This window comes from Brevibacillus sp. FIR094 (genome assembly GCF_050477165.1).
In the GTDB taxonomy this organism is placed as follows: Bacteria; Bacillota; Bacilli; order Brevibacillales; family Brevibacillaceae; genus Brevibacillus.
Map to the genome: position 1 here is coordinate 256,157 of NZ_JBEAES010000001.1, position 20,334 is coordinate 276,490.

At 53.8% G+C, this 20,334-nt stretch carries 4 protein-coding genes; all 4 read right to left on the reverse strand.

All coding sequences use genetic code 11. The features are described 5' to 3' along the window. From ACQ5DJ_RS00950 to ACQ5DJ_RS00965, 4 genes are read right to left on the reverse strand one after another with little or no spacing between them, the layout of a single operon-like run. Positions 1–1,239: a beta-ketoacyl synthase N-terminal-like domain-containing protein gene (locus ACQ5DJ_RS00950; protein ID WP_429840797.1), complete on the reverse strand. Its 1,239-nt coding sequence runs from the start codon at positions 1,237–1,239 to the stop codon at positions 1–3. Beyond that, positions 1,217–1,459: an acyl carrier protein gene (locus ACQ5DJ_RS00955; RefSeq protein ID WP_429840798.1), complete on the reverse strand. Its 243-nt coding sequence runs from the start codon at positions 1,457–1,459 to the stop codon at positions 1,217–1,219. The genes ACQ5DJ_RS00950 and ACQ5DJ_RS00955 overlap by 23 nt, the downstream gene beginning before the upstream one ends. Then, positions 1,456–14,781, reverse strand: coding sequence for an SDR family NAD(P)-dependent oxidoreductase (locus ACQ5DJ_RS00960; protein ID WP_429840799.1), 13,326 nt, complete (start codon positions 14,779–14,781; stop codon positions 1,456–1,458). Before ACQ5DJ_RS00960 ends, ACQ5DJ_RS00955 begins: the two co-directional genes overlap by 4 nt. An 18-nt stretch (positions 14,782–14,799) precedes the next feature. Beyond that, on the reverse strand, positions 14,800–20,325 hold the full coding sequence (locus ACQ5DJ_RS00965; protein ID WP_429840800.1) for an SDR family NAD(P)-dependent oxidoreductase: 5,526 nt from the start codon (positions 20,323–20,325) through the stop codon (positions 14,800–14,802). Positions 20,326–20,334 lie beyond the last annotated feature (9 nt).

A 20,334-nucleotide genomic window follows, 5' to 3' on the forward strand; every position in this document is an offset into this window, starting at 1 on the left:
TTAAATCTTTTGCAGTGTGACCGCTGTATTCATGCCGCCAAAGCCCATGCTGAGGCATAAAGCACGAGAAATGGAGTGCGGGACGAACTGTTCCTTCACCCAATTGAACGACTCGTCAACCGGAAGCTCCAGATTACGTGTCGGATGAAGGCGGGAGTTGCGCATCTGAAGCAATACCGCAATAATTTCCACGGCTCCTGCCGCACTGAGGCCATGGCCTGTTATCGATTTGGTCGCATTGATGTAGGCATGCGACAATCCGCTGTCTTTAAGCGCGCGCAGCTCCGTTTCATCACCGACCGGGGAGCCCGTCCCATGCGGATTGACGTAGTCGATGTCGGCGGCTGCAATGCCGGCCCGGCGAAGAACTTCACGGATCACGCGCATTTCTCCCTCGTAGGACGGATTCGGATTTCGGTTGCCGTCCATCGCGATCGCCGTAGCGGTAATGGCCGCATAAGGACGAACCCCTCTCTTACCGGCACAAGATGCGCGCTCAATGACGACGGCAGCGCAGTTTTCCCCGTAGATGAAGCCGTCCCGACCGCGGTCGAATGGCCGGCAGGCCAGATCCGGTCTGTCGGCATATTGATCGGAGCCCATTGCGCCCAGGCTGTGAAAGGCCGCAAGCTCCATATAGGAAAGGTCGGCCAATCCCCCGATTGCGATGCAAGCATCGACTTCCCCGGAGTTAACAGCTTGAACGGCTTGAGCGATAATAGCCTGACCGCTTGCGGATGCGCCTCCCAATGTAAACGCAAATCCGCGAATCCCAAACTGCTCCGTGCAAAGTCCGCATAAATCACTGTCCATGTACGTCATCGCATAAGTGGGCCTCAGAAACGAAGGACGTTCCGAATACGTGGCATAGGCTTGGAGAGCCTCCCGCTGTTGTAAGTTGGAACCGCCGATAATGAGGCCAATACGCTCTGGCTCAACCTGATCCAGAACTGCATCCTCCCAAGCCTCATGCATCGTTGCCATCGCTGCCTGCCCGGAGAAGGAAGCCGTTCGCAATAGCCGTTTGGAAAGACGTTCCGGCATAACCAGCGATTCGATCTCCGCCCCCAGGAAAGAAGAGCTTCCTTTTTGGCGACCTGGACGGTTCAGCACAGAAAAGGCGTGCCGGCCGTCAAGGAGGGCAGCCGCGAAGGCCGCCTGTCCTTGACCAATGGCCGATGTGATGCCGATGCCTGAGATGACGATATCGTCCGGCCTACAGCTTGCCCAAGAACCCATCAGCCAGTTCCCCTATGCTTGACATTCCAATAAACTGCGATCTTTGATTCTGCAAAAGCGACAAATCCTCCATCACCATCGAAATTAGATCCGCGCGGTCGATGGAGTTCAATCCGAGATCTGACAGCCGGTCCTCCGGCCTCAGTTCCCGTCCCTCTAATTCGGGGACGATCTCATACAAATTTTTTATGATAAGCGCTGTTATTTCTTGTCTGTTCAATTCCGTTCCTCCTCAAGGATAAGACGACTGACGTAGTTGTTAGCCTCATGAATGTCCAGCCTACCGCTTTCTACTTGCTGTAAAATGTCATCCAGCAGAAGTGGAGAACGTACGCTTTCCTGTTCCGGGGAAGCGCCTTGACCCCGGCTCAGCTCGGAACTCAGGTACGCCGCGAACTGTCTGATCGTCGAATAGTCATATATTTTCGTCGCCGTGATGCTCGTGCCGTATTGCTTATTAACCGCCTTGATCCATTCGACGCCGACAATCGAATCAACCCCGATGTCCACGAATTTGATTTCAGGATCAATCTCGTCAGGCTGCATAAACATAGCCTCTGCCATGCTCTGGACCAATTGTTCTTCCAGTACCTCCAAGGAAACACCGTTGTTTGGAGGGGTTGTCCTTTCTTCGGCAGGGTCCTCATGTTTGGCCGCCGTAAGTGCCGCCGTTTGTTTCGGCAAGCTGCTTACGTGATCGTAATCGTGTTCTGCTTCTGCTTCCGCTTCGTTCCCAATCGGAGCGGCCTTCTCAGCGATTACGCCGTGCAAATAGGTGGCAAATTCGCTTAAAGTCGAGTAATCGTATATTTTGGTCGCCGTAATGGATACGTCATACTTCTTATTTACTGCTTTGATCCATTCCACGCCGATAATCGAGTCCACGCCGATTTCGACAAACTTTCTTTCTGGGTCCAATTCGGCCCGTTCCATAAACATCGAATCGGCCAAACTCTCGGCCAGCTGCTCTGTCAACACGTCGAGCGATATGCGCTGCTTCGATACCCCATCGATCTTCTTCAATTTAATCGGCGGGAGCCGGAACGAGTGTCCACTTCCGTGATCGATTTGATCGGGAATGTTCGATAGCGGCCTTAACGTAATTGTCTCCACCGCTTCCCGGTCCATCGTTCCAGCCTCATGAATATGGACTTTTGGAGCTGGAGCAGGTTCGCTTCCATATGTTCCTGCGGATTGCTGTCCATTGCCGCTAATGTTATACCAGCATTTTTCCTCAGCGAACGGATAGGAGGGCAGGCTAATGCGTCTCTGTGCCGTTTTGCCGTGGACAAGCCGCCAATCGAAATCAATGCCGCTTACCCATAAAGACAGAAGCGGCTCAAACTTCTCAGAAGCAAACCATCCCAGCCAGGTCGATTCATCCGGTGCTCCGGCCTGCAGCTCGGACAGTGCCGCGCCTGACTTCACCCTGCCGAGGTGCAGGTTCTCCATTCCGCCATTCTCGGCAATCGCCTGCAACCCGCGTTTCAGCTCCAGAACCGAAGAAACGGCCATAGCCGCTCGTTCCTCCATCGCCTCACGACCCACCTGAAGGGTATAAGCCGCATCAGACAAGTTATCATCCGTAATCTGCCGCATCGCTATTGCATCCAGATAGCGAGAAGCCAATCGTTTCAGTCCCTCTTTGTTCGGTGCGGACAAAACAATCGGAACGATCCTCCCGTCTCGATCGACTGAATGTACCGCTGCGGGCGGATTATATTCTTCCACGATTAAGTGAGCATTGGATCCTCCCGCGCCGAACGAAGAAATGCCCGCTATGCGCAGCATTTCCCGCTTTTCTTCGCCTGCATTGACGACGGGCCGCTTCCATTCCTCCAGCTTCTGCTGCACCCTAAACGGTGTATCCGGGAAGACGATATTCGGGTTCAGCTTCTCGGAATGAAGCGATGGCCCCAGCTCCCCGTATTTCAACTGCATCAGAACCTTCGTTAAGCTCGCAATTCCCGCTGCACTCTCGCAGTGACCAATGTTGGATTTTACGGAACCGATCGCACAAACGGATGTCGGAAGGGCACTCGTTTTCCATGCATCACTTAAACCTTTTATTTCGATGGGATCGCCAAGCGCCGTACCGGTCCCATGCGCTTCGATATAGCTGATCGCGCCCGGATCAATACCCGACTTCCGGATCGCCCGCTCGATCACACTTGCCTGCGCTTTCGGATTCGGAACCGAGTAGCCGTTCGTCTTACCGCCATGGTTGACGGCTGAGCCTTTAATGACGCCGTAGATGCGGTCTTTGTCGGCAATGGCCCGTGACAACGGCTTTAACAGAACGGCGCCGACGCCTTCGCCCGGCACGTAACCGTCGCCTCCCTCGCCGAAGCTCTCGCACCGGCCTTTGCTCGACGCGAATTTTCCTTGCGCAAGTGCCAAGTACTTATTCGGATGAATGGAAAGGTTTACACCCCCTGCTATAGCTGCATCGCATTCTCCATCCCGCAGACTTTGGCAAGCCAAATGTATCGCGGTGAGTGAAGATGAGCACATCGTATCGATAGCTAGGCTCGGTCCATGGAAATTGCAAAAATACGATACGCGGTTCGCAATCGACGAAGCGCTACCTGACAGCGCCATCGGCCGGCCCAGAACCGTTTCTTCCGCACCATAAAGCTGATATTCCTCGTACATGACACCGACGTAAACGCCTACATTACCGCCAAGACCAGACGAATCGAGCTCCTGCAGGTCATGCCTCGTGTATCCGGCATCCTGCAGCAGCTCGTACGTGCACTGTAGAAACAATCGCTCCTGAGGATCCATAAACGCCGCTTCTTTGCGCGAAATGTGAAAGAACAACGGATCGAAACGATCCACCCCTTCCAGGAAACCTCCCCATTTGGAATAGGTTTTCCCCTGTTTATCAGGCTCTGCATCAAAGATCGCCTCATGATTCCAACGGTCTGCCGGGATTTCGGTGATGCTGTCGACACCGTTCCGAATATTGTGCCAAAACGCCTCCACGTCTCTTGCTCCCGGATAGCGTCCGGCCACCCCGATAATCGCGATATCCTCCGGCCGCCATTCGGTTGTAGCTCCTACCGATTCAACATCGTTATTGCCGGCAGGAGGTTCTGCTTTCTCTACAGCATGGCTGTCATGACGCGAAAGCCCGACTCGTTCAGGGATGGACGCTGCCGATCCGAGCGAAGAACCGTCCTCTAAGCCCAAGACAGCAGGCAGACGGCCGAGGTGAGCACGCATCAAATAGCCGGCCAGCTCCCTGATCGTCATATATTCAAAGAATAGCGATTTGGACAACGTTCCGAATGATTGCTCCAGACTCGCTGTCAACTGCATGATGGTCACTGAATCGACACCATATTTCTCGAACGGCGTATCCTCATGCATCCGCTGAATGGGCAGCTTAATTACCGCCGATACAAGCGATTTTAAGTACGCGATGGTCCTCTGCTCCAGCTCATCCTGCGGAAAGGCAGGAATGCCATCGTCCTTTACAGGCTGCTGCACGACAGCTGCCGGCTGAGCTTGAGCCTGCGGCGGAGACTGGCTCCCGGCCGTCAAGGCAGCGCGCATGCGGGAAGGATCTCCCGCTATCGTCAGGACATGGGCCGCTGCAGATGCTGCTGCGGCATATAAAGCGTGCAACCCGCCAGTGGTTTCGAGAACAGACATCCCGGTCAGCCTGTTCATCATGGAGAGCGTTTCCTCATCGATCTGCATGCCGCCCTGCTCCCAGAGCGGCCAGGCGATCGAGCAGGTTTTGCCCTTGCGATGTCCTGAAGCCGTAAGATCGTTCCGATGTGCTGCGAACGCGTCCATAAACCCATTGGCGGCTGCATAGTCGGCTTGACCGAAATTGCCCAGTGTTCCGGCAAGAGAGGAATAAAGCAGCATAAAGTCGAGCTCCATATGCCTCGTTGAACGGTCCAAATGAATAAGACCGGCCACTTTAGCAGCGAATACCCGATCGATGTCCATTTCCGTTTTTTTCAAGATGAAGCTGTCCGCTCGAATGCCTGCGCAATGAATGATGCCGGACAAACCGCCATAGCGAGCTTCTATCTGTTCGATTGTTTCTTGGATGGCGGAAGCGTCGCTGATGTCCAAGCTGCGGTACTCTGCATGGGCTCCCACCGCTTTCAACTCGTCAAGATGCTTCTGTATTCCTTCATCATAAGCGGAGCGCCCCGTTAGGATCAGGTTCGCACCCCTAGTTCGCGCGGCGGCATCTCGCGCAGCGATCATCCCTAGCTTGCCGCAGCCGCCTGTGATCAGATATGTGCCGTTATGTTTCCAAGGTATCGGAACCCCGTTTTTGAGTCCCATTTCCACAAGCCTTTGAACATAACGATTACCGGCTTCATAACGAATGACATCGTCCTCCGGTTCAGACCCATTCTCGTCGATAAGCCCGGCAATGACAGGTCCCGCTGAGTCCTTATCCAGTAAAATCGTCTGCCCGACGACACCGGGATGTTCAAGAGCAGCCGTCTTCAGCATTCCGCTTAATCCAACCATGACACGCTGATTGTCGTTATACGGGAGCACCAATTGAATCAGCATCCTGCCTTCCGTACCTTGAAGTGCGGATTGAAGCTGTTTCAGCATCCGTTTGGCATAAGTCGTATAACACGACGCCAACGTCATACTTTCCAGGCCGTCGCCCAATAGATGAACCTCTGCCCCGCCCCCTTGTTGCATGAGTTGATCCGCAAGCGAGCTGTCCGATCCACCCAACAAGACGATACGCTTGGTATAAGTCACCGTGTTCTTGCCCGTATGGCAAGGCTTCCGTTCCCATATCGGCTGGAACAGAAGCGTTTCCTTAGGGGTCGCAACAGGTTGATCACGAACCTCTTCACGGTCAATCTGTCTGGACGTCAATCCTCTCATCCGTACACAAACGATTCCGCTGCTGTCGATAAGCTCGATATCCAGCTTGCGGATCGGGCTCTCCGGTAGAAGATCGTTGCTGAACCGGATCCATGCCCACATCTCTCCTGAACATGGGCCAAGAATGTCCAATTCCTCCAGCGCAAAAGGAACGATTGGGCTCACGGATTGTGGCTGCCCCTCCATTGCTTCCAGAACTTGACGGGGAAACAAGCCGATTGTTGCCTGGAAAACGGAATCAATCAAACTCGGATGAAGCACATAATCATGCGGCGTGCCAGCTGCTTCCGCCGGAACAAAAACGTTCGCCAATGCTTGAGCGTTGCCACTATAGATACTTCTGATCCCTCTGTTGCCGGGTCCATACAAAAGTCCGGCTGATTCAAATGCCCGATAGCACTGCTCGCCTGACAGCTTCGGCCCGCTGCATTGTGCTCTTATGACTTCAATATCCATAATCGAGCTCTCTTCGGGCTCCTGAAGCGATACCGTTGCCGTACAATACAAGGTCTCATTCTCGTCTTCGCCCTGATTGGTAAAGACCTCGCATGCCAATTCTTCGTCTTCCTTACGGAGCCGAATATGCACCTCGGAGGAGGAGTCGTTCATGACAAGCGGTTTTCTCCATACGATCTGATGAAGACGAATGCCTGCCGAACTTAACAGCTTGCCGGCTGCAGCCTCAGCGGCTGCGCGAATCATTTCGAGGTAAGCGGCGCCCGGCATGATCTTATTCCCATGAACAACATGATCGCTCAGGAAATGCTCCTTACCAGTAAACAGCGAACTGAAACGCAGCTGCGACACTTCCGAAGTATTCCGGTGCAGCAGCGGATGAAGAGGCTTCCCGCCCTCTTCTTCCCGAGCAAATATGCTGTCGATTTCCGGTATCCAGTATCTCTCCTCCGCAAACGGATACGTTGGCAGGCTCATCCGGCGTGGAACCGTATCTTCGTAAAGCAGACGCCAATCGATGTTCAGTCCTTTGACCCACAGACCGAGGATCTTCCCGAATTTCCCTTTTCTCATCCATGCCTTGAATGTCTCCGATAAATCCTCGTCTGTCCGCCACATTTGCATCAGTTCATTGGTCTGGATGTGACCGCGGAAAACGTTGTCCCTTTCTTCGCGATCCGCTAAATAAGCAAGCAGCTTATTCTCCAGCTCTTCGATCGAACCGACGAGCATCGCCAGCCGTTCCTCCATCGGTTCCCGGCCCACTTGGAGGGTGTAAGCCAGATTCTCCAGGTTTGTGTGATCACAGCCTTGATCGCGTATGAAGGACAAGAGACGCTGCGCAACCAGCTGTAGACGCTCTTCGTCGCGCGCTGAAAGTACAATGATAGCCGGATCGTGCCTATGGTAAGTCTGCTTTTCGCCTGTCACATGTTCTTCTGAAATATATTCTTCGATGACGAGATGCCCGTTGGAGCCTCCCGCGCCAAAGGAAGAGAGTCCGGCGATTCTCGGAAGTTCCCTTGCGATCCCGTCTATGGTCAGTGCAGGTCGGTTCCAGGCCTCCAGCGTCCGCTGTACCACAAAAGGTGATTGCTCGAAATCGATGTTCGGATTGAGCTCCTCCGCATGCAGAGAAGGCGCCAGTTGACCGTATTTCATCTGAAGCAATACCTTCGTCAAACCGGCAATGCCTGCTGCGCTTTCGCAATGGCCGATGTTCGATTTGGCCGAGCCGATCGCACAAAAGCGAACATCGGCTGTATGGGCGCGGAAGGATTGGCTCAAGCCCGCGATTTCAATCGGATCGCCAAGCGAGGTGCCCGTGCCGTGCGCTTCAATATAGCTAATGGTTCGCGGATCAATACCGGCATCCTTGATTGCCTCGCCAATGACATCGGCCTGCGCAGCCGGACTGGGTACCGAATAGCCGTTTGTTTTGCCACCGTGGTTGATGGCCGTTCCCTTGATAATGCCATAAATGTGATCGCCATCCGCAATAGCATCTTCGAGCGGTTTCAGCACAGCTGCACCTACCCCTTCGCCGGGTACGTAACCGTCGCCGTCTTTCCCGAAGCTTTCGCATCGTCCTTTGCTGGAAGCGAATTTGCCTTGGGAAAGGAAAATGTATTTATTCGGATGGACGGATACGTTGACGCCGCCGGCTACTGCAACACGGCTTTCCCCTTGCCGCAAGCTTTGACAAGCCAGATGAATGGCTGTCAGCGACGAGGAACACATCGTGTCCACCGCCATGCTTGGTCCTTTGAAATCGCAGAAGTAAGAGACCCGGTTTGCGACAGACGAGGGATTACCGGATAGTGCGATTGGCTTCCCTCGAGCAGTCAACTCCGCGCCATATAGCTGATATTCCTCGTTCATGACGCCAACGAATACGCCAACCCGCTTCGTCTTCCCTTGCCCCTCGGAAGCGAGCGTTTCCCGTGTATATCCAGCGTCTTCGATCGCTTCATAGACGCTTTGCAGAAACAATCTTTCCTGCGGGTCCATGATCTCGGCTTCACGCGGCGATATATGAAAGAACAACGGATCGAAGCGGTCGACGCCCTCCATAAATCCGCCCCACTTCGTATACACTTTGCCCGGCTTGCTCTTATCCGGGTCATAGTAGACGCTGTGATCCCAGCGGTCGGGCGGAATTTCGCTGATGCAGTCCTGACCGTCACGAAGCTTCTCCCAAAATTGTTCAACATTTTTAGCGCCCGGATAACGGCCGGCTATGCCGATGATCGCAATATCGTGTACACGACTTCCGTCCCGTGCTTCTGGCGGCCACTTGGACATCGGGCGTGCAGCTTTGCGGCCTGGTTTCTTTGGCTTCGGTAATACGGTAATAGGACTTATGGAATCTTCCGCCGCCATTTTAGCGCCAACTAGCTCGGCCAAACGGAACCGATGATGTTCGATGAAAAAAGCCGCCAGTCGACCGATGTTCGGGTATTCGAAAAACAATGTTTTCGACAGGGAGCCGAAGGCTGTTTCCAGCCGGCTGGTGATTTGCATCACCATGACGGAATCGAGGCCGTACGTTTCCATCGGAGCGTCCGGGTCCATCCGGCTGGCGGGCGTGCCGGCCACGGATGATATCAAATTCGTCAAGTACGCGACCGCTTTCTCCTGAAGCGCATCACTTTGATCCCAAGCCGACGGCTCTTTCATGCCGCTTTCGAAAGCCTGCGCCTTCCCTTCGTTCTGTGCCATCCGCATAAAGGCGCGTAACGTTTCTTTCTCACCGTCGATAACGGTGATTTGCGATTTTCCGGTAGCCAAAGCCATGTAAAACGCTTGAATGCCCGTGCTGCTTGCCATTGCCCGCATGCCGCTCTTCTGCTTCAACAGCTTCGCCGTCTCAGCATGAACCTGCATGCCGCCTTCTTGCCACAGCGGCCAACAAATCGACAATGTGCGGCCATGCCGTTGTCCGGCTCCCACTAACTCGTTACGGTAGGCAGCAAAACGATTCAGAAAAGCGTTGGCGGCCGCATAATCAGCCTGAGCGGGATTACCTATAACACCTGCTAAAGCCGAGAAAAGTAGGAAGAAATCCAACGGAATGTGGCGAGTCGCATCATCCAGATGGACCGTTCCGGATACTTTTGGCCGAAGGACCTGCTGAAGTTCAACAGCGGACTTCTTCTTCAAATACGCATCTTGAATAACACCGGCGCCGTGCAGGATCCCGTTCAATGTACCGTATTTGCGGCAAATCTCTTGGATCAGCGTTTCCACCGCCTCCAGGCTACCAACATCCGTTTGCCTGTATTCCACCGTCAGCCCTCGATTGGTTAATTGCTCTATTCGTTCACGTTTGTATTGGTCCAGCGCTGATCGTCCCGCTAGGATCACAGCAGCGCCATGGGTCCTTCGCGCAATTTCTTCCGCAAACAGCACGCCAAGCCCGCCTGTCCCCCCGGTTATGAGGTAAACGCCGCCATCCTTCCAAGGAACAACTGCAGACGACTCGGGAACCGTACGCATCTCGCGCCAGCGCAGAGTGCTCTGCTGCTCCCTATTCAATCGGATGTGCTGCCATTCTGGGTGCTTTGCGTACGCCGCTAGTAATTGGGCGAGGTGCTGCTCACTCGACAGAGCTTCAAGCTCGATCAGCTGACCGGCTATTCTCGGATCTTCCATGGCCGCTGTTTTGAGCATTCCCGACAACCCCGCAGCCAATTGCTGTTGATCGGTATGGCCGATAAGCAGCTGTATCATAGTGGAGCGGTTATCCTGCAGCACTTCCTGTACGATACTGAGCAGCTGTTCTGCATAAGCATGGTAACGCAGGTCGATCTTATCCTGATGTTCGGTCTGCAGGGCGATGCACCGGACGTCATCCTCCTGTCCTTCGATTTCTTCCAGAGCGAAGGCACAGTCTACAGTAGCGACGACAATTCGGCGCTCATATCGGTGCACAGTTTCGTTTGTACCTATAGAATCCTCCGTCGTTTCCCATATCGGCTCGAACAACAACACGCCCTCGTCCGAGTGTGCGTTTGCTTGTACCGGGCGGGCAGCATACCCTTTGATCCGTACGCATAAACGGCCCTGATCGTCAACCAAATCGATATCAATCTTTTTAATGCCGCCACGCATCCCCGAGTCGTGGCTGAATCGCAAATACGCCCACATCTCGGCATCCATGGCATGTACGATATCGAGCGTTTCAATAGCAAAAGGCAGAAGCGGGCTTAAACGAAGACTGCCATCCGATGGGCTTACGTTATTTTCTCCGATTACAAGACCAGCCATCGATTGGAGTGCGGCATCCAGCAGACCGGGATGCATCGTAAAAGGCTCCACGCTTCCTCGATCAGCAGGCATCGACAGCTTCGCCAGCGCAGCTTGTTCTCCAATATGAAGCTGCTCGATGCCCTTGTGGGTGATGCCGTAATGAAAGCCGATCTGTGCAAACGCCTCGTAGCATGCTTCCGACGAAACCGTATGGCGGCATGCCAATTGCGCCTCCCGCACATTCAGTCGCTCCTCCGGCGTGGCGACAATCCACCTTCCTGAACCTTGAAAATGAACAACCGCTTCTTCCCTGTCTTTATCCCCCGACAAGCTGTATACCTCGAACGTAATTTCCTCATTCTCTCCGGAAGCGAGCGCGATGTGAAGGACAACCGGTTCATCCCGTGCAATGAGGGGTTGTACCCATCCAACATGCTTCAACTGCAGGATTCGTCCGTCGTTAGCAGCCGATTCAGTAGCAAGCCGTACAGCTGCATGAGCCATTTCCAAGTAAGCGGAGCCGGGAAAAATCTGCTGGCCGTTTAGCACATGGTCCGTGAAGAAGGGCTCATCGCCCGTGAATACGGAGCTGTACCGCTGCTCCATAAGCGTCGACGTATTGCGGTGCACCAGCGGATGAAGAACCGACTCACTTACTCCGCTAAGTGGCACCCAAAATCTCTCGCGTGCAAAGGGATACACCGGCAATGAAATCCGTCTGTATTGACTGGCTGTAAACAGCTTGTCATACGCCAGTTCATAGCCTTGTTGATACAAGCGGGCAATCTTTTCTAACATCTCCGGTTTATCGAGCTTCGAATTACGCCATTCCATGATGCACGCCAGACCCTCGTTCTTCTTGATCGCATCCTCCTGCCGTTCCCAATCGTGCACGACCGAAGCAAAGAGGCCCGGCGCGCTTCCCTCAAGTAGCCAGCGGTTCAGCACAGCGACAAGGGCAGTCACATCCTCGATGATACAGGCCAGCCGATGCGGCAAATGCTTACGTCCAATCAGCAGCGTATAGCTCATATCCCCGATATCCGCTTCTGGATGCTTGCCGCAGTAAGCGATAAGCTGCTCCGCCTGCTGACGCAGTTGCGCGTCGGACTGCGCCGAGAGCACCAGTAGATGACTGCGCGTTGGCCTTGGCTGACGCTCTATCGTCGGCGCTTCCTGAAGGACCATGTGCACATTCGTCCCGCTGAAGCCGAATGAACTGATCGCCGCGAACCGGCTTTCACCCGGCTCAGCTGGCCATTCCTTGAGGTGGGTGTTGACGTAGAAGGGACTTCCTTCCATTCGGATATTCGCATTGCCCTTCTGATAATGAAGGGATGGCGGAAGCTTTTTATATTTCAATGACAACATCAGCTTAAACAACCCCGCGATGCCCGCTGCAGCGATCGTATGGCCGATCGTTGTCTTAATAGAGCCGATCGCACAGTATTCCGTTTTGGCTGTGTAATGTCTAAATGCACGCGTTAACGCCTCATGCTCGATGGGGTCGCCAAGCTTAGTACCGGTGCCGTGTGCTTCTACCAGTTGAATGCGCCCAGGATCGATGCCGAATTGTTCATACACTTCGCGCTCGAGTTCTTCCTGTGCAGTACCGCTCGGAGCCGTAATGCCGTTGGTCGTGCCGTCCTGGTTCATTCCCGATCCAGCAATGACACCGTAGATATGGTCTCCGTCGGCAACCGCATCGCTTAACCGTTTGAGAACAACCGCACCGACGCCCTCGCCCGGCACAAAACCGTCCGCCCGTTCATCAAACGTATAACAGCGCCCGGAAGCAGACAGCATGCCTGCCCGCTGTGCGCTGTCGTGGAAAGCCGGGGTAGACTGAATGAATACACCCCCGGCCAAGCTCATATCTGTCTCCCGCGCCCACAGTCCCTGACATGCAAGATGAACAGATACGAGTGAGCTGGAGCAGGCGGTATCGACTGCTATCGCCGGGCCTCTCAGGTTCAAATAATACGAAATTCGAGCAGCTACGATAGAACCGGCATTTCCCCACATCGCCTGCGCTGGGGGATTGTCGCCGATCAGATGCATATAATCGCCGATATTGTACCCGACATAAACGCCGCACCGGCGGCCTTCCATTGCCGATCCGGCATAGCCGGCGTCCTCCAGCGCTTTCCAGGACTCCTCTAGAAACAACCGCTGCTGAGGGTCCATGTAAACTGCTTCTGTTCCCGAAATATGAAAAAAGTACGGGTCGAACTGGTCATAATCGTCAAGTAAGCTGCCATAGCGAACGATATTGGAGTCCGACTGTTTCCATCGCGTGATTTCCCCGACCAAATCCGTTCCACTGGCCAAATGCTCCCATAATTCTTCCATGCTACGGGATTTGGCAAACCTTCCGCTTATGCCGATGATGGCAATCGGCTCCTTAGGAGCCGGGCCTTGGGCTCGTGCATCCGCTTTCTGGGACACAGGGGGCGATTCGACTTCGTTCGGCCTAACAGCCGCCTGCGGCGCTATGCGGTCCGCAGCTCCGAGGACCCGGGAAACGGCTTCGCCGTGCTCAGCCAGCAAATAGCCTGTAAACTGATTAATCGAGCTGTATGTAAACAGAACGGTCGTCGGCAGCTCCAGTCCAAGCTCCCCATTAACCAATTGGATTAAGTGAACGCCCGTAATGGAATCCAATCCGTAATCGGCAAAAGCATGGTTCGGAGCGATCTGATCAAGGTCAACCTTAAGCGCTGTCGAGATGTGCTTTCTAAGCATGTGCTTGACAGCTTGCACGTATCTGTCATTGTCCTGAGGAGTCCAATCCGCTTTCGGTTCCACTTTTCCGGTATCATCTACTGTTGTGGAGACAATCGTCTCCGTAGCGGTATCCGTATTCGACCCGGTTCGTTTTGCTGATGATGTGTCGGATTTTCGGACAACGCCATCGCTCTGGCAAGCGATAATCTGCTGTCCCAAGCTCCTAGCTGCCTGCGCCGGGAAATAAACCGACTGGAACCCCTCCTGCTCCAAAACTTTCGTCCATGTCTCCGAAGTTAAGGCGGGCGAACCCGGAATGCGCAGCCAGTCGTCCTCATAGAGCCACCAGCCATCCAGAAGACCGAATGTCAAGTGAGCGAAGAGTGTGTTGTGGCTCATCTCATTTAGCAGCAATAAACCATTTTTTTTCAGTGCAGATTTAACAGTGCGCAGCGTAAGCCGAATATTTTTTGTCGCATGCAACACGTTTGACGCGATGACCATATCGAACGTGCCGGACGAAATCCCCTGTTCCGCCAAGGGCTCTTCAACGTTCACGATCCGGCAGCTTAAATAGGGAACTGTCGGTCCGTATTGTTCTTGTGCATGGATAAGAAATGCTTTCGATAAGTCGCTATAAACGTACTCCTCCATCTGTTCCCGATAAGGCTCCAGCTTGCGGAAGACCATCTCGCTCGTACCGCCCGTTCCCGCTCCCAGCTCAAGAATGCGGATCCGTTGCCCTTGACCCAGACTTTTTGCATATGCAGCCGCTGTATTGGCCAACACCTCGTTAAAATAATCCGATACCGGATTATGTTTATAGATGCCTTCGACAAGCTTCATCGAGCCGTTTGGAAACAGAACGTCAGTGGCGGCGGTCCGGCCGGTCAATATCGCCGGAAGCGCTCGAAGCGCTGTTTCCAACAGGTTGACTTGGGCATGTAAATTAGGATTGTGCAGCCATTCCTTCTTGGCGGCCGCCCACTCTTCCCACACCTCTTTCAGATGAACAGGAGGGGCTGCTTTCGCAAGGTCCTGTCCTTGTGGCAGCCTGATATACCCCTGTTCGGTCAGCTGTGTCAGGCTCTCTTCAAGCCAGCTTCCGTAGCGCGAATGCACCTTGGCCTTCAGAGCGTCCAGGTCAAACGAATGCTGTGTAAACTGTCCGAGTTCCCACAGCTGCCCCCACAGCAATTTATAGGTTAACGCGTTTAATTGATCCAAGACGAACAGGCCCCTTTCTTATGACGTGATTTCCGATCGTCCGACAAAACGGGACACAGCTTGTGCCATCTGGTTCAACGTCGTCCAATCTGTGAAAGCCTGCATTTCTGCTTCCACCATGAAGCGTCTGTTAAGCTTGCTTAAAAGCTCGGCCAGCTGGACCGTATCCAATCCGTATTCCGCAAACTCAGCGTTCGGGTCGATTTCGTCGGGATGGACATCCAGCAAACGGGACGCTTCCCCGATCAAATCATGCAAAATCAGTTCGGCTTGACCGGACGGCCCAACCGGTTGGCCTCGTTCTATGTTCATACCAGCAATGAGATCAGGAAGTGCCGGTAGCTCCACCATTGACCTGTAATCGCCGCTGAAGCCCGGAGTGTCGAACATGATGTCTATTAGCCTCTCCGAAGCAAAGCCTGCTTCCAAGACACTCTTTGAGGCTTTAATAAATGCCATCTGCTCGATCGGACTTGCAAGCAGCGTCTCCAACGCCTCCATCGCATCGGAAGGCGTTATCGAACCGATTCCGTCAAGCGCCATCCTTGCCTGGTATTCGTCCGAAGCGACAATGCCCGCACTTCCCCAGTAGCCCCAATTCATTATCTTCACCGCACACGGCCAGTCACGGGCCAAACGGATCGCGAAGGCATCTTTAAACGTGCAGCCTGCTGCATAATTGCTTTGACCCGCCCTTCTGGCGAAGGACATCATGCCTGAGAAAAACAAAACAAAATCAAGCGGCTCTCTGCGGAATATTTGCGCGAGCCGTACACTGACGTCAATCTTGGCTCCAAGCCCTGCCCGGAAGTCGTCCTCCTGCATATTAGCCAGGCTTTGGTCGCGCAGGACGATAGCAGCATGAACGACACCATGAATGGCGCCGAAACGTGCTTTGATGACCTGATAAGCATGATCCAGCGCTTGGGCATCCGCTGCGTCCGCCTCTATATAGAATGGCTTTGGCCCCGTAGTGGACACCCGTTCGATTGACGCGCTGATCGACTCATCCTGCCTGCGGCGTCCAAGCCAGACTATCTGGGCCTGATAGCGGCGGATCATGTACGCCGTCCAGACTTCACCAATACCTCCGGCCCCGCCAATAACGACATAGACGCCGCCTTTCCGGTAACCGTTGTGCTGCATGCCGGAGGCGATATTCACGGGAGCTAGCCTTTGACACAGCCATTCCCGTCCCCTTAAGCACCACGTGTTTCCTTCCGTATCGGGAGGAAGCGTCAACAACGTTTCCATTGAAGTCTCCCAGCCGGGCTCCAAATCCAGTAAACGAATCTGCCAATTGGAATATTCTTTTGCAAGCGCACCTATCAGTCCATGCACACTCGCATGAACGGGATTTATCCTGTCTCCCGTGTATGCCCGCTGGGTTTGGAAGGTGAGGACATCGACACTCAGCCTTTTCCCGCCATATCCGGCGTGCATCAGCGCCTTGATCAAGCGGAATAGCGACAGGACACCAACCTTTTGCTTAGCAAGGAGTGAATCGTCATGAAGCAAAAATTCGGAAGGCGGCGCAAGCCAAAATAAATGATCGATGACGCCGAATCGTGCCAGCACCATAGCGATTTGCTCGATATCATCCTCTTCGTCCACGTTGACTGTAATGGCGTTCGGATAATGAACCAAGAGAGCATCCTGGCTTTCAGCCGTTCCTCCAATGATCACAACGCTTCGGCTGTTCGCTCCGGGGTACGCAGGCCTGGATTCGACAGGCACAGGCTCCCAAACAGGTGTAAGCAAAACATGTTCAAACGCTTCCGAATGGTTCTGTGGTTCGCGGATAAAGCGTTGCTTCTCAGCTGCCAAGTCTGGACTAGCTTCAGCTTCTTTCCGCTTGCCGCTGCCCGGCAGCCAGTACGTTTTGCGTTCAAAAGGATAACCCGGCAAACTCACTCGCCTAACTGGCTTGTTCTCATACATCCGGCTCCAGTCTACCTTCAGACCCTTCACCCATAATGCCCCAAGCCTGTCAACATTCCGGAGCTCGATCCACCGGTTTACACGGCTTGCAAGATCGTCATCCGCTCCGATCGAGGCCAACTGATCCTTATCCGATTTCGCATGGCCGCGGTATATCGATCCGTCATCCGACGTCTTATTCAAAAAACTTCGTAAGCGAAGGGATAACTCTTCCATCGAAGCCGCGGTAAAAGCAAGCCTTTCATCCATCGCCTCGCGGCCGATCTGAAGCGTATAAGCGATTTCCGCCAATTCCGAATCCACCAATGATCCGCTGTCCAAAGCCGAAAGCAGTCTCTCCGCCTGAATACACAGCCGCTGCTCGTTGGAGGCCGACAGCAGAATAAGCACATCTTCACTAGCGGATGTTTCTTTTCTGGCTTCACTCGCAGGCGGAATATACTCCTCGAGCACAATATGCGCATTGGCGCCGCCTGCGCCAAAGGAAGAAATGCCCGCAATTCTCGGATACTCTTCCTCTCTGCCGTTCAGGCGAACCACTGGTTTATTCCAATCCGCCAGCTCCTGCTGGACCATAAAAGGCGTGTTTTTCATCGGAATATTCGGGTTTAGCGTACACGCATGCAAGCTCGGTACGAGCTTCCGATGCTTCATTTGCAGCACGATTTTCGTTACGCCGGCCACACCTGCCGCCGCCTCAAGATGACCGATATTCGATTTGACCGAACCGATCGCGCAATATTGGTTATCCTGTGTATCTTGGCGGAACGCTTGCGTCAGCCCGGTAATTTCGATCGGATCGCCCAGCTTGGTGCCCGTACCGTGCGCTTCGATATAGCTTACGGTTCTGCTGTGAATGCCAGCTTTGTCGAGCGCTTGCCGGATCAGCTGTCCCTGGGCATTCGGATTTGGAACGGTGTAGCCATTTGTTTTGCCGCCATGATTCACGCTTGTGGCTCTAATCACGGCATGAATCCGGTCACCGTCGGCAATGGCTTGCGACAGCCGTTTCAGCAGTAAAACACCTACCCCTTCTCCCGGAACGAAGCCGCTGCCGCCGCTGCCGAAGCTTCTGCATTTACCGTCGGTGGACAGCATTCCATGAGCGCTAAGCTCGATATAATTAGACGGATGAAGATATAAGTTGACGCCTCCGGCGATTGCCAATTCGCATTCCCCGCGCAAAATATGCTCGCAAGCTTCATGAATCGCGGTTAACGAAGAGGAGCACATCGTATCGATCGGCATGCTCGGACCATTGAAGTTAAACAAGTACGAAACACGATTGGCCACGGAGCTAAAAGACGTAAAGGGAAGCATGCGCTCCCCCTGTTTTTTGAACTCAGGCCCGTATAGATTAAACCCTGTTTTCGTTATTCCGGCGAAAACGCCGACTCGGCCGCCGTACTGCGAAGCCAGATGCTCTCTCGTGCAGCCAGCATCCTCAAGCGCATGCCAGCAGCTTTCGAGAAAGAGCCGTTCCTGAGGGTCCATGCAGGACGCCTCCAGCGGCGATATTTTAAAGAAGAGCGGATCAAAGCTTGTCGCATGCTCCAGAAATCCGCCCCACTTGCTATAGCTTTTCCCCTCGGCGACCGCAATCTCCGAATTGGGCTCATAGAAACCTTCGACCGGCCAACGACCCCCGGGAATTTCGGTTATGCAGTCCATGCCTGCGGCAAGATTTCGCCAGAACGCGTCCAAATCTTCGGCCTGCGGATATCTGCCGCTCATCCCGATAATCGCGATCGGTTCTTTCTCTGCCGGCTGACCGCTCTTGCCGGCAATGCCGACCGATCTGCTGACCGTTTGATCACTTTCACCGATCGGTGACAAACGGGGCGTCACACCGGAGGACGTAGCTGCCGCCGCGCTATTTTTCTCCTGTGCATCTTTCTCTACCAGTCCAATCCAATTGAGACATTGATGCGGATACGTTGCGCTCAAATAATCGGCTACGCCTCTTAGTGTCCTGAATTCGTAAAACAACGTTTTGGAAAGCTCACCGAAGTCATTCGCGAGATTGCGGTTCAACTCGGTAATCATAATCGAATCGATGCCATACGTTTCCAACGGTTCATCCGGATCAATGCTGTCTGGATTGAGCCTCGTATAGCCCGAGAACAAATGAATCAGCCTTTTCAGGGTCCGCTTGTCCAAGTTTGGATCCAGCCTGACGCCTTCGACAAGATCGGCCGAAGAGCGACTTCGGTCATTTTCTACAAAACGGGTTAGCTTAGCACCAGCACCGTAGAGTACCATGGCCCGGCTTCCTCCGCTTGCAAGCGCAGCGTAGAATGCACGGATGCCGATCGTTCCCGGCATCGCCGCCATCCCGGTCTCACGTTCCAATGCTTCCTCGGCTCCGGATTCGAGCTGCATCCCGTTCGATCTCCAGAGCGGCCAGTTGATTGCGATCATTCCTGACCTGTTGCGGTCCGTCTGTTGTCTCCATGCGGTATAAGCATCCATAAAGCCATTCGCCGCCGCATAGTCTGCTTGGCCGGCATTGCCATATACACCTGCTACGGATGAGAAGACGGCAAACACGTCCAGCTTGATATCCTTGCTAGACCGGTCCAAATGAACGAGTCCCTTCACCTTTGGACCGAGCACCTCGATAACCTGATCTCTCGTTTTGCGGTACAAATATTCATCGCGGATGATACCTGCCGCATGTAGAATCCCATTCAAGCCGCCATATTGATTCCGAATTGCATCGATCAATGCAGCAACTTGACGTTCTTCGCTTAGATTAACCTGCCTATATTCAACCTTAGCGCCAAGAGCCGCCATCCGTTCGATTCGGCCGGATGCTTCGTCATTCAGCGTTGCCGATCTTCCGATTAGTATAAGAACAGGCAGGCTCACCTGCCTTGCGATTTCCTCAGCAAATAACAGGCCGAGTGCGCCCGCTCCGCCTGTTATTAAATAGATGCCGCGGTCTTTCCATGGCATTCGCACCTGCTCCTGCAGGACCGTCTCCTTCTTCCACGCGGAACGGTAGCAGCGACCGTGCCGGGATTGGACAGCACTTGTGCTGCCGCCCCCCCAAGCACCTGCCTCGAGCGCACCGGCAATATCTCTCTTATCATTTTCCGACCATTCGAGACATTCTACCGTGAGCTTCGGATTTTCTGCACGTGCGGTTAACAGTAAGCTGTATAATCCGACAAGCCATGGCGACTCCTCTTTATTTGCGATGAAAAGCTGCACAAGCGTTTCCCGGCCAGTGTGATTATGCAGAAGGCGCTGGAGGCGGTCGACGATTTGGAGTGTATAAGCCTCATACCGCTGCTCGATTGGCTGCTCTGAGAATTCGAGAACAAGCCATTCGGCTTTGCCTATCATGCATTCTAATTTATCTGCGCGGACCTCGATCGACTCGCCAAATATGATCAATCGGTCCTGATTGAGCCCAGGGGGGTCCGATGGAAGCTTTGCCGTTTCCTCTTCGGACGGCCGAAAAAGCAGCACGCCGTAATCATCATTTGCCTCGGATGGGGCGCTCTGCTTATACTTGTTCAACATTCGAAGGGCCTCCGGCTTGGACAGACGCCCCTCTTGGACTCCACTCAACACATCTTGCAAAAAATCTCTCATATTGACCTC